General features: G+C 56.7%; 9 protein-coding genes. 3 read left to right on the top strand and 6 right to left on the bottom strand.

Annotated features, from left to right (window positions below):
* Positions 1–21: 21 nt before the first annotated feature.
* From Q1A74_RS03975 to ppsA, 5 genes are all read right to left on the bottom strand, one after another.
* Entirely contained in the window at positions 22–2,274 is a 2,253-nt protein-coding gene (locus tag Q1A74_RS03975; RefSeq protein WP_299592581.1) for an acyl-CoA dehydrogenase, read from the bottom strand.
* 152 nt (positions 2,275–2,426) lie between these two features.
* Positions 2,427–3,197: a DMT family transporter gene (locus tag Q1A74_RS03970; RefSeq protein WP_299592579.1), complete on the bottom strand. Its 771-nt coding sequence runs from the start codon at positions 3,195–3,197 to the stop codon at positions 2,427–2,429.
* A 73-nt stretch (positions 3,198–3,270) separates the two neighbouring features.
* Positions 3,271–3,759 (bottom strand): ribonuclease E activity regulator RraA, encoded by a 489-nt coding sequence (gene rraA, locus Q1A74_RS03965; RefSeq protein ID WP_299592577.1) that lies wholly within the window; start codon positions 3,757–3,759, stop codon positions 3,271–3,273.
* 189 nt (positions 3,760–3,948) lie between these two features.
* Entirely contained in the window at positions 3,949–4,491 is a 543-nt protein-coding gene (locus tag Q1A74_RS03960; RefSeq protein ID WP_299592575.1) for a L,D-transpeptidase family protein, read from the bottom strand.
* 603 nt (positions 4,492–5,094) lie between these two features.
* Positions 5,095–7,458: a phosphoenolpyruvate synthase gene (gene ppsA, locus Q1A74_RS03955; RefSeq protein ID WP_299592574.1), complete on the bottom strand. Its 2,364-nt coding sequence runs from the start codon at positions 7,456–7,458 to the stop codon at positions 5,095–5,097.
* Between the two features lie 227 nt (positions 7,459–7,685).
* On the opposite strand from ppsA, the gene Q1A74_RS03950 reads away from it, so the two are divergent.
* The 3 genes from Q1A74_RS03950 (at position 7,686) to Q1A74_RS03940 (ending at position 10,504) form a co-directional block, all read left to right on the top strand.
* On the top strand, positions 7,686–8,549 hold the full coding sequence (locus Q1A74_RS03950; RefSeq protein ID WP_299592572.1) for a pyruvate, water dikinase regulatory protein: 864 nt from the start codon (positions 7,686–7,688) through the stop codon (positions 8,547–8,549).
* A gap of 150 nt (positions 8,550–8,699) precedes the next feature.
* Positions 8,700–10,031, top strand: a complete 1,332-nt coding sequence (gene pabB, locus Q1A74_RS03945; RefSeq protein ID WP_299592570.1) for an aminodeoxychorismate synthase component I — start codon at positions 8,700–8,702, stop codon at positions 10,029–10,031.
* A 194-nt stretch (positions 10,032–10,225) separates the two neighbouring features.
* Positions 10,226–10,504: a hypothetical protein gene (locus Q1A74_RS03940; RefSeq protein WP_299592569.1), complete on the top strand. Its 279-nt coding sequence runs from the start codon at positions 10,226–10,228 to the stop codon at positions 10,502–10,504.
* Between the two features lie 98 nt (positions 10,505–10,602).
* On the opposite strand, the gene cysB is transcribed toward Q1A74_RS03940, so the two are convergent.
* Positions 10,603–11,577 carry an HTH-type transcriptional regulator CysB gene (gene cysB, locus Q1A74_RS03935; protein WP_299592567.1) on the bottom strand — a complete coding sequence of 325 codons (975 nt, stop codon included), beginning with the start codon at positions 11,575–11,577 and terminating at the stop codon, positions 10,603–10,605.
* Between the last annotated feature and the right edge of the window lie 221 nt (positions 11,578–11,798).

Raw genomic sequence — 11,798 nt, 5'->3', positions numbered from 1 at the left:
ACTAAATTCGCCGTTTTCCGGTTACTGAAGCGTATCTTCAGACCCCCGCTCTGGCGACGCATTGGACAGGGAGTCATAGTGATCCACCTGTATCGCCTTGTTGACGGCTTCCGACGTCTTCCGCACCTGCCCGGCCTCGTCCTCCGAAATCAGGCCTTTCTCCAGCGCCGCGTCGATGGCCTTGTCGTTGAGTTCCCGCACGCCACCTTTTTTCATTTTGTCACGGATGGCTCCAGTCTCGTGGGCACTCAGGAAGGCCTGCTCGACGATATCAATACCGTCGCCGCTGTTCCCCAGAAATACCCCATGCGTCAGTCGATCCCGAGTTTCAGACGGCAACATGATCAGGTCGGCGCAGGCGCGAGCCTGGCGGTCTGAAGCCGCGCGAATACTGTGGCCCCAAGGCATGGTCAGGAAATGCATCAACTGGCCGACGATCCGCATTGGGAAATTGTGGAACACTTCAATCAGGCTTACTTCGACATTATGAAAGCCCGAGCGCATGGCGAACTCCAGCAGGGGGCGGTCGGATTCCGGGCTGCCGTCGTCCTTGAAACGTTTGAGCGTTGCACTCATCAGAAAGAGCTCACTCAATACATCGCCAAGGCGTGCAGAGATCATTTCTTTGCGCTTCAACTCTCCCCCCAGAGACATCAGGGAAATTTCCGTTACCAGAGTCAGCACCGCCGAGTATCGGTTCATCTGACGGTAGTATTTCGCCGCGTCGCCCACACCGCGCGGGCTACTGGCAAAGAGGCCTCCGGTCCAGCCGTGGAATACTGCACGGCAGAATGTCTTGATCTGGAACAGGAAGTGCTTCGGCAACAGCGCGTCGAGTTCTTCAACCCCTGCCTTCTCATCAGGATTGGTGGCCGCCTCCATTTCCTGCAGCAGGTATGGATGACAGCGGATGGCGCCCTGCCCAAAGATCATCAGGCTGCGGGTCAGGATGTTCGCGCCTTCCACGGTGATCGCCACCGGCACAGCGCGATACACATTGCCCAGATAGTTGAGCGGGCCATCCATAATCGCCTTGCCCGCATGAATATCCATGGCATCGTTGATCGACTGGCGCAGGCCGTTGGTGGCGTGCGCTTTCATGATCGCGGAGACCACCGCCGGTTTGCGCCCCTGGTCCAGGGCGCGGGTGGTGGCCTTGTGCGCGCTGTCCAGCACATAGGCAATGGCGGCAATTTCAGCCAGCCGGCGCTGTACGCCTTCGAACTTGCCAATGGGGATGCCGAACTGTTCGCGGATATGCGCATAGGCACCGGTGGTACGCGCGGCCAGTTTTGCGCCGCCGGTAGACAACGACGGTAGAGAAATACCGCGACCGGCCGCAAGGGCACTCATCAACATGTGCCAACCGTGGCCAATATTTTCCTGGCCACCGATGATCCAGTCCATGGGGATGAATACGTCCTCCCCCCAATTGGGACCATTCATAAAGGCCTGCATGGCCGGCAGGTGGCGTTGGCCGATGGTGACCCCGGGCGTGTCCGTCGGCACCAGCGCCACGGTGATACCCAGCTCTTCCTCTTCGCCGAGGATATGCTCCGGGTCGTACAGTTTGAACGCGAGACCGAGCACCGTAGCCACCGGTCCCAGAGTGATATAGCGCTTGTGCCAGTTGACCCGCATGCCAAGCGTCTTCTCGCCCTTGTAGTCCTGGTAACAGACAATGCCGTTATCCACCATTGCCGCGGCATCAGAGCCAGCCTCGGGGCTGGTGAGACCAAAACAAGGTATGTCGCGCCCGTCGGCCAGCCTTGGCAGGTAGTGGTTTTTCTGATCATCCGTACCGTGGGCCATCAACAACTCACCCGGGCCGAGGGAGTTCGGCACCATCACGGTAACGCCGACACTGGTACTGCGGGTGGAAATCTTGGTGACGATCTGCGCGTGGGCCGTGGGAGAAAAGCCGAGGCCGCCAAACTCTTCCGGAATAATGATGCCGAAGAAGCGGTTTTTCTTGAGAAACTCCCAGATCTCCGGCGATACATCGTGATCTTCGTAGGAGATCTTCCAGTCATCGACCATCTGACAAAGTTCTTCAACAGGGCCGTCAATAAATGCCTGCTCGGCCTCAGTGAGCTCTGGCGCACCCATACTCAGCAACTGATCCCAATCCGGCTTACCGGAGAGTAGTTGCGCGTCCCACCAGACCTCGCCGGCCTCCATGGCGGCCCGTTCAGTATCCGAAATCGGTGGGAGGACCTTCTTGATCCATTTCAACAGCGGCGCGGTGATCCACTTCTGGCGCAAGCTACTCATTACTTATCCTTGTTTGATATCCGGGTTGTTCGATATTGGCTGCAATTCGCGCCGACGCTCAAAAAAAGTGCGGCACAGAAACTGACAACTAAAAAGAGAAGTTTGCCAGCAACTATAGGCAATCTATGGACAATGGAAACGGGCTTTTGTACTCAAGCGAATGCCAGAGTGCCAACGCCGCAGAAAATTATCAATGCGGCAATGACCCGCCGGGACGAAAAACGCTCGTTGAGTAGAACAACGGAAATGACTGAGGCAAACAGGATACTCACCTCTCGCGTCGCGGCAACCGCTGCTACCGGCATCATGGACGTGGCCCACAGGGCAATGCCGAAGCCACCCGTAGCCAGCACTCCGGAAAGTGAACTGCGGAAGAAATTTGCGCGCGCAAACGCGATACCTTTTAGCGGCCGGGTCAGGAGTACCGCGAGTATAACCCCGCCACCAGACAGAATTTCAAGCCATGCCACATAGCTAAGCGGGTTGGCCACGCTGCGCACGCCGGCGGCGCCGATGATTGTGTACCCGGTAATCGCAATTCCTGTGCCCAGGGAGTAGAGAATCCCCCACCCGCTCACACGCAGCTCCTTCATGATCAGTGCAAAAATCCCGCAGGTAACCAGCAGTATCCCCGTGATCTGCAGCGGTGCGAGGGTTTCATCCAGAAACAGAAGTGCTGCGGTCGCTACCATCAGTGGCGTAACCCCACGGGCAAGGGGATAGGCCGTGCCATAGTCCAGCGCTTTGTATGAGCGTGAGAGCAGGAAGAAGTAGAGGTATTGGAAGAAAGCGCCACCGGCCAGGTAAGGCAGCGCCCCATGGCCGGGCAGCGGAATCTGTGTGGCAAGTGCCGCACCCACCAGCAGGCCAACGCTGCGGATCATCGCCAGCTGCAGGAAACCTTCATTACTGTGTTTGACCACCGCATTCCATACGGCGTGCGCAAGCGCAGATAGCAGGACCAGCGCGAAGAGAACAGATTCCGTTATTTCCAATTTACATAAGCGATCGGGGAGAAACTATCACACCGTTATTATCGGCGTACAAATACTCTCCAGGTTTAAAGGTGACGCCGCCGAAAGTCACCGCAATATTGCGTTCCCCAATGCCCTTTTTGTCGGTTTTCATGGGATGGCTTCCCAGCGCCTGTACTCCTAACTCTAGTCCAGAAATCACATCCACATCGCGAATGCACCCGTACATGAGGATCCCCTGCCACCCGTTCTCCACCGCTTTTTCCGCCAACATATCCCCCAGGCAGGCTCTGCGCATGGAACCACCGGCATCCACCACCAGTACCTTCCCGGCGCCAGGTTCCGCCACAAGTTCACGCACCAGTGAATTGTCTTCAAAACATTTGATGGTGACAATTTCTCCACCGAACTGCTCGCGTCCACCGTAGTTCACGAACATGGGCTCAACAACCTGCACCAGCTCGGGGTAATCGTCACATAAATCGGGGGTACAAACGTTTTTCACGTTCATGGCTTCTCCTGCTTCGGCTGAAAGTAAATATTCTGAAAGAACTAATATTCTGGCAGGAAAGAATCTTAGCTGGCTAATTTTCTGACTACAGCCGCCCCATAAAAATACCGGGTATTACCCATATGGATAGTACCCGGTAAATGGCTTGCCCCTATGCAAACTGCGGACAAGCGGGCTTGCCAAACTCAATCAATGGGTAACTGTCACCGGCATTCCTACACGAGAATACTGGAAAAACTTACGGGCCATATGCGGCGGCATACGCACACAACCGTGAGACGCCGGGTAGCGTGGAACATGACCGGACGCATGCAGGCCAACACCACCGTTAAAACGGATATAGTGATTCATTTTTGCGCCGCGATAATAGGTACCTGCCGGGCGACGGTGTTTACGCGTATCGACATCGGCCTTCACCACGCGGCCTGTATTCCGGTCTACAAAGCTGCCGTAAATACTGGAGCGGTGATTTGGACGTTTTGCCAGCACGCGGAATTTGCCCGGGCTGGTGCGAAATCCCTGTTTACCCGAGGAAACCAGAGACACGCCTACAAGGCGCCCACCCTTGTAAAAATAGGCTTTCTGCTCTGACAGGTCGATGCGAATAGAGGGCGAACCGGAGGAACTCATCGCGGCCTGGTCATCAAACCAGTTACCACCGGAATGCGCATCGGCAAGGGATGGCCACAGGCTGCCGACCAGGGTGCCCACCAGCAGCATCCATACCGCCATCAGGTTTCTGGTCCAATGGCGAGGGTTTTCCGTTGCAGCATATACATTGGCTTCGCAAGCGTGCGATGTTGTGATCAACGTACAAGCTGCCCGCCATCGCTGGCTGTTGTCACAGAAAGAATGGGCAGTAGGAAGTTCGTGCGTAGATGGCAGACGTCTTTGCATGGCGGCACCTCAATCAGGCTTCAATCGAAGATCCGTTTTGTTGAAACCGCATTTTCAGAAACTCATAGGGAAGCTTTTGAGAACACGGCTTTCCGAAACGTTTTCGGAAGCGTCCCCGCAACCGATCCAAATACGGGGAGCTTGTTCGATTCTATTGCCGGGGCACCGGGCGCTTAGATTGATTTAGCTGCCGAAACCCCACCGTTATGGAAATTGGCAATCGCCTTAACGTGGGGCCAAAGTGGTCACAAGAGTGTGGCCACCAAGCCGCCAGTAACAGCATCGCGTTGTTTGCGCGGTTGATAGAATGTTGTTTCTGCTACAGACACAAAAAAAGCGACCAAAATGGTCGCTTTTTTCGGAGTCAAGCCGCAGCAGGACAAAAATAGTCTGGGACTCGTGAACCGGCGTCACCCGGCAGGCTTCAGGTGCGGCTTGTCACACCTTCTGGTTAGCCAGATACAACCAGGTATCCACTGCGGTGTCGGGGTTCAGGGAAACACTGTCGATCCCCTCTTCCATCAGCCACTGGGCAAAGTCCTTATGATCGGACGGTCCTTGGCCACAGATACCCACGTATTTGCCGGCTTTTTTACAGGCCTGGATGGCGCGGGACAGCAGCATTTTCACCGCCGGATCTCGCTCATCAAACAGCTCTGCCACCAGGCCGGAATCCCGATCCAGCCCCAGGGTTAGCTGGGTCAGATCGTTGGAGCCGATCGAGAAGCCATCGAAATACTGCAGGAAATCCTCCGCCAGCAGTGCGTTAGACGGCAGCTCACACATCATGATGATCTTGAGACCATTCTCCCCGCGTTTGAGGCCGTTTTGCTCAAGCAACTCGACCACCTGACGCGCCTCATCCGGTGTGCGCACAAACGGCACCATGATCTCTACGTTGGTCAGCCCCATTTCATCGCGGACTTTTTTCAACGCTTTGCATTCCAGCGCGAAACACTGGCGGAAGTCCTTGGAGCGATAGCGCGCGGCGCCTCGGAAGCCGAGCATCGGGTTTTCTTCACTGGGCTCGTACATCTGGCCACCCACCAAATGCGCGTACTCATTGGATTTGAAATCTGACAGGCGCACGATAGTGCGGTTGGGCGCGAATGCGGCGGCCAGCGTAGCAATCCCCTCCACCAGTTTCTCTACAATGAATTCTTCCGGTGAAGCGTAACCGCCGATGCGATTGCGAATATTCTTCTGCAAGTCCATCGGCAGGCTGTCGAGCTCCAACAGCGCCTTCGGGTGAATACCAATCATTCGATTGAGAATAAATTCCAGCCGCGCCAGGCCAACGCCCTGGTTCGGCAGATTACTGAAGGCGAAGGCACGGTCCGGATTGCCGACATTGAGCATGATCTTGAAGGGCAACTCCGGCATATCCTGCACTTCCGTCAGCGAGCGCTCGAAGTCCAATTCACCCGACATCACGAAGCCCATATCACCTTCCGCACAGGTCACCGTAACCGGAGTACCGGTAGTGAGCTTTTCAGTGGCGTCGCCACAGCCGACTACCGCCGGAATACCCAGCTCACGCGCGATGATCGCCGCGTGACAAGTGCGGCCGCCGCGGTTAGTCACAATGGCGCTGGCCTTCTTCAATACCGGTTCCCAGTCCGGGTCGGTCATATCGGTGACCAGAACTTCGCCGTCCTGCATCTTGGCCATATCTTCCACGCTATCGAGCACCCGTACCTTGCCGGCACCGATGCGCTGACCGATGGCACGGCCCTCACACAGAACATCACTGCGCTCCTGCAGCTTGTAGCGCTCGATACTGGCTCCGCTGTCGCGCGAGCGGACGGTTTCCGGGCGAGCCTGGACGATAAACAATTTGCCAGTGTCGCCGTCTTTGGCCCATTCAATATCCATCGGACGCTGGTAGTGCGCCTCGATCTTGCGCGCCTGATTGGCAAGCTCGGTCAGCTCTTCGTCGCTCAGGGCAAAACGCAGGCGGTCCTGTTCGGGTACCTGGATCGTTTTGACGGAGCGGCCGCATTCGCCCCCCTGGTCGTACACCATTTTGATGGCTTTGCTGCCGCGGTTGCGGCGTAAAATTGCCGGGCGGCCGGCTTCCAGTGCGGGCTTGTAGAGATAAAATTCATCCGGATTTACGGCACCCTGCACCACGGTTTCACCAAGCCCATAGGCCGCGGTAACAAAAACCACGTCGCGGAAGCCGCTCTCGGTGTCCAGGGTGAACATGACCCCGGAGGCGCCGGTTTCACTGCGTACCATGTGCTGGATACCGGCAGAGAGGGCCACACCCACATCGGCATATCCGGTGTGGACCCGGTAGGCAATGGCGCGGTCGTTGTAGAGGGAAGCAAACACCTCTTTCACCGCCTGCAGCACCGTGTCGATTCCGCGGATATTCAGGAACGTTTCCTGTTGACCGGCGAAAGACGCATCCGGCAGGTCCTCGGCGGTGGCCGATGAACGCACTGCCACGGCAGTCTCACCACCACCCAGCGCTTCGTAGCCCTTGCGGATCTCCGCTTCAAGGCCGGACGGGAATGGTGTGTCCAGCAGCCACTGGCGAATCTCTTCTCCGGCCGCGGCCAGCGCCGTCACGTCCTCGACGTCGAGCCCTTGCAGCCGCTCAGCGATGCGGGTATCCAGTTGCGTACCGGCAAGGAATTCGCGAAATGCTTCCGCGGTGGTGGCAAAACCACCTGGGACACTGACACCAGCGCCAGACAGGGAAGAAATCATCTCCCCCAGTGACGCATTTTTGCCGCCGACTTTGTCGACGTCGGCCATACCCAGCTTCGCGAACTCGAGAGTGTAAGTGGTCAATGGATTGCCCTCTGCAACTGCCTATCTGGCGGCAGATTATAAGGAAGGGTTTTGTAAATAATACCCCGCAAAATTCGGGAAAAATGGCCTATTTATGTTGTAATTTTTCTACAAAACTACAAATTGCGAATAAGGGCCATTGCTGCCACTAACCTGTTGTATGAGACCACCGTTCCGGAAACAAGGCGGTTTGCGATACCATGCAGTCGCAAACAAGAGTAAAGCCAATGAATGACCAGCAACACAGCAATGCGCCCGGCCCATCCAGCGTCAAAAAACGCACGGCGTTTTTTATTTCCGATGGCACGGGCCTCACTGTAGAGGGGATTGGCCACAGTCTGTTGGCGCAGTTTCGCGATCAGCCGGTGGAACAGGTCACCGTGCCCTACGTGGACTCGGATGCACGGGTGAATCAGGTACTGCAGCGCATTGAGCGCGCCGCCGAAGAATCTGGCCTGCAGCCAATCATCATCACCAGTATCGTATCCGATCAGATCCGCAAGCAGTTGCACCAGAGCTCCGCACTGATGCTGGATGTGTTTGAAAGTTATCTGGCACCACTGGCGACCCTGTTTGGTACCGACCCGGTGCGAACTGTGGGCATCTCTCACGGTATCGCCGACAATCGGCGATACACCGCGCGCATTGACGCCGTACATTTTGCCATGGACAACGACGACGGACGGCGCACACGCGAATTCGAAAGCGCCGACATCATTCTGGTTGGCGTGTCCCGCTCAGGCAAAACCCCCACCTGCCTGTATCTGGCGCTGCAGTTCGGGTTGCGCGCGGCTAACTACCCCATTACCGAAGAGGATATGGATTCCACCGCGCTGCCCAAGATACTGCGGCCTTTCCAACACAAGCTGTTCGGCCTCACCATCGACCCACGCCGCCTGGTGAGCATCCGTCAGGAGCGGCGTGCCAACAGCCGCTACGCTTCTCCGGAGCAATGTGAATTTGAAGTGCGCCAGGTAGAACAGATGCTGCGCCGCGCGCAGATCCCCTTTCTCGACGCTACTGAACTTTCCGTTGAGGAACTCGCCACCCGTTTGATGTCCCAGGCCGGAATCGAGCGCAGAATCAGCTAGATTTTCTATAGCAACCGGTTTTGGAGTAAAGTAGCGCCGCCTAAGAGATGGCGGTGCCAGGAAACCTCTCGGGTCCGTCGATTGCGAGCAGCCCAAGTGGGCTGAAGTGGAGCCAGTGCGGAGATCCCGCACGGAAGTTTGGTTGATGTTTTGCAAATAGTTTCTCTGCCTTATTCCCGCAATGCCGGTGCCGCCTTTGCTGCACTGGCCGACCTGCCCTGCCCGGTCTGGCTGGATTCCGGCCAGCCTGTCGCCCGCGGCGGGCGCTTTGACATCCTGAGCGCAGACCCGGTTTGTAACCTCGCGCTCACAGCTGCGGAACAGGCACCCTTCGAAGCCCTGGACGACCTACTGTGTGAACTGGCCCCCCAGGAAGTAGACCAGCAGCTGCCATTTTGTGGCGGCGCGATTGGTTATGCCGGGTACGAACTCGGCGCAACCGCCAACTTCCTCCCCGCCGATACCCGGGACACACCACTGCCCGCCGGACACTTTGGTCTCTATACCTGGGCATTGATCATTGATCACCAGTTGCAGGCCGCGCACCTTGTTTTCCATCCGGCCTGCACCGAAGTGCAGAAACGCGATCTGACCGCACGCTTCCGCGCACTGAAATGGGAAAGTGCGCCGCAAACGGAAGCCTTTAAACTGTCAGGCGGGTTCCGCCACGAATTTGGTGCCGACGAGTACCAGGTTCAGATCCAGCGAATTCTCGACTACATTCGCGCCGGCGACATTTATCAGGCAAATTTCACCCAGCGGTTTCAGGCACAGTACAGCGGTACACCGCTCACTGCCTACCTGGCCCTGCGTGAAGTGGCCGCAGGTCCTTTCTCTGCCTTTTTGTCCATGCCCCAGGGAGACATTCTCAGCCTGTCCCCAGAGCGGTTTATTCTCGCCGATGGCAACTTCCTGCAGACAGAACCGATCAAGGGCACCGCACCGCGCAGCGAGGATGCGACGCGGGACAGCGAGCTGGCGAACGCACTGGCCGCGAGCCGTAAGGACCGCGCCGAAAACCTGATGATCGTGGATCTGTTGCGCAACGACTTTGGCAAAATCTGCGAGCGCGGCAGTGTGCGTGTGCCCAACCTGTTTGAACTACAGAGCTTTGCCAATGTGCATCATCTGGTGAGCACCATCACCGGCCAGATACCGGATGACCTGGAGTTCGCGCAGGTGCTGGAAGCCACATTCCCCGGCGGCTCTATTACCGGTGCCCCCAAACGCCGGGCCATGCAGATTATCCGCGAGCTGGAGCGCAGCCCGCGCGGTGTCTATTGCGGAAGCATTGGGTATATCAGCAGTTGCGGGCGCGCCGATTCCAACATCGCGATCCGCACACTCACCGCGAGCAATGGAAACATCCACTGCGCCGCGGGCGGCGGCATAGTCGCGGACTCAGACCCTGCCGCAGAGCACCGGGAATGCCTCGACAAGGTGCGGGTATTGATGGAAACCCTGGAAGCGCGCTTTTCCTGACCTGTATTTTCTAGCCCGTACGGCCCGACAGCTTCCGCAGATCCATGCTCTTCCTGCATCCGGAAATCGGGTTATAAATCTATTGCGCAACGGTATTTCCCCCGCCTCCCGCACTCTGCTAGATTTCGCGCCACTCAGAATTTCAGCACCCTGCCGCCAATTGCAGCAGGCGCGGATAACAAGGCAGTCTTCTTATGCGAATTACCCTGGTCAAGAAAGTCCTTGCCGATGGCTCCCTGTGTGCCAAGTGCAACGATGTAGAACAGAAACTGAAGGAAAATGATCAGGAAAAATTTCTCGACGAAACTCTGATCGCCGACGAACGGGACCCGGAAAGCGCCGGCATGCAATTGGCGCAGCAGCTGAATGTCCAGCGCGCACCGTTTTTTGTGGTTGAGGAAGAAGGGAAAGCCCCGGAGGTTTATACGGTGTACTTCAAGTTTGTGAAAGAAGTGCTGAACAAAGCGGGCTGAGCAGCCCGGAGTTTTAGCGCCAAATCCCACACTTTAGATACAAGAAACCCGGCTTCAGGCCGGGTTTCTTCGTTGATAGGCGGGAATATTCAACAGTGTCAGTACACCGGCAGCTCGATGTGGGAAAAGAGCTCGTCCACCTCTGCGCGCGAAGACGCTTGAGCGGCCTGCTCGACCAGTTCACGGGTCAGGTGTGGCGCAAACTGCTGAATAAATTCGTACATAAAACCGCGCAGGAATATTCCTTTGCGGAAGCCAATTTTCGTCACGCTGCTTTCAAACAACTCGCTGGCATCGAGCGCCACGAGATCACTGTCTTCGTCTTCCACCGCCGCCATATCCGCAACGATACCGATGCCCAACCCAAGGCGGACATAGGTCTTGATCACGTCTGCATCCGCCGCGGTAAACACCACTTTCGGCGAAAGCCCTTTTTCGAGGAACGCCTCGTCGAGTTTGGAGCGGCCGGTAAAGCCAAACACGTAAGTAACGATGGGGAACTTCGCCACATCTTCGAGGGTAAGCTTGGAGAGTTGCGCCAGCTCATGCCCCTTGGGCACCAGGATACAGCGGTTCCAGCGGTATACCGGCATCATCACCAGATCGCTGAACAACTCCAGCGCCTCGGTGGCGATAGCAAAATCGGCCGTGCCGTCCGCAGCCATCTCTGAGATCTGCATCGGCGTCCCCTGGTGCATATGCAGGGACACTTCCGGATAGCGGGCAATAAAGCCCTTGATAACGGTGGGCAGCGCGTAGCGAGCCTGTGTATGAGTGGTGGCAATGGCGAGGCTGCCGCGCTTGTCGTTGCTAAACTCCTGCGCGACCTGCTTGATGTTTTCCACCTTGCGCATGATTTCGCCGGCGGTCTTGAGGATCGCCTCCCCGGCGGGTGTCACCCGGGTGAGGTGTTTGCCACTGCGGGCAAAAATCTCGACACCCAGCTCATCTTCCAGCAATCGTATCTGTTTGCTGATTCCGGGCTGCGAAGTAAACAGACTCTGTGCCGTGGCAGAAACATTGAGGTCGTGATGAGCAACCTCCCAGATATATCGCAACTGCTGCAGCTTCATAGCCTCTCCCTGTCGATAGCTGGCACTGATAGCAATGATCGCCCTGATGGACTGCGGGCCCCAACAGTAAAACGCTCATTTTTACGCCAGCGATTGGTTATAAAAACTTAGCGACTTTATGCGGGAAAAGCATAGCAGCGAAAACACTGGCGAGCCAACTTCTGGCTATAACCGTGCCTTAAAAACGATAAATGGGTTACTAAAAGTGACTTTATGGAGAG

Origin of the sequence: uncultured Microbulbifer sp., from assembly GCF_947504145.1 — a bacterium.
Taxonomy (GTDB): domain Bacteria; phylum Pseudomonadota; class Gammaproteobacteria; order Pseudomonadales; family Cellvibrionaceae; genus Microbulbifer.
Note: the sequence above shows the minus strand (reverse complement) of the source record. Positions and strands in the feature narration are given on the sequence as shown.

Bases quoted from the DNA above. Each gene is read 5' to 3' on its own strand.
- Q1A74_RS03975 (WP_299592581.1), bottom strand. From the start codon at position 2,274: ATGAGTAGCTTGCGCCAGAAGTGGATCACCGCGCCGCTGTTGAAATGG.
- rraA (WP_299592577.1), bottom strand. From the start codon at position 3,759: ATGAACGTGAAAAACGTTTGTACCCCCGATTTATGTGACGATTACCCC.
- Q1A74_RS03960 (WP_299592575.1), bottom strand. From the start codon at position 4,491: ATGGCGGTATGGATGCTGCTGGTGGGCACCCTGGTCGGCAGCCTGTGG.
- Q1A74_RS03950 (WP_299592572.1), top strand. From the start codon at position 7,686: ATGAATGACCAGCAACACAGCAATGCGCCCGGCCCATCCAGCGTCAAA.
- Q1A74_RS03940 (WP_299592569.1), top strand. From the start codon at position 10,226: ATGCGAATTACCCTGGTCAAGAAAGTCCTTGCCGATGGCTCCCTGTGT.
- cysB (WP_299592567.1), bottom strand. From the start codon at position 11,577: ATGAAGCTGCAGCAGTTGCGATATATCTGGGAGGTTGCTCATCACGAC.